We start from the raw sequence: 285 nt of genomic DNA, 5'->3' as shown, positions 1-285 counted from the left end.
AATCATCACAGAAGACGCAACCATGAATGCTTTAAGCTCTTTAGAAGTGACTTCATCAAAAGAAGGAAGGTTATCTGTGTCGCCATCTTCTTTAGTGGCTTGTAAACGTGGCTCAATAATTTTATCAGTAATGTACCAACCTAGTAGGATGATAAATACGCTTGATGCTGAGGTAAAGAACCAGTTATTTAACGGGTTAACCGCAATCGTTGGGTCAATGATTTGTGCAGAGCTTTGTGTGAAGCTTTGTAGTAATGGGTCAATACCAGATGGTACGAAGTTGGC

The 285-nt window shown here is 40.0% G+C and carries 1 protein-coding gene; it reads right to left on the bottom strand.

Going from position 1 to position 285, the window contains the following annotated elements:
• Nucleotides 1–285: AbgT family transporter (locus CWB62_RS18580; protein WP_171036808.1), on the bottom strand; the 285-nt coding region annotated here is incomplete at both ends.

It is taken from the genome of Pseudoalteromonas sp. S408, from assembly GCF_005886645.1.
Lineage (GTDB): Bacteria > Pseudomonadota > Gammaproteobacteria > Enterobacterales > Alteromonadaceae > Pseudoalteromonas.
This window is presented reverse-complemented; position numbering and strand designations above follow the sequence as displayed.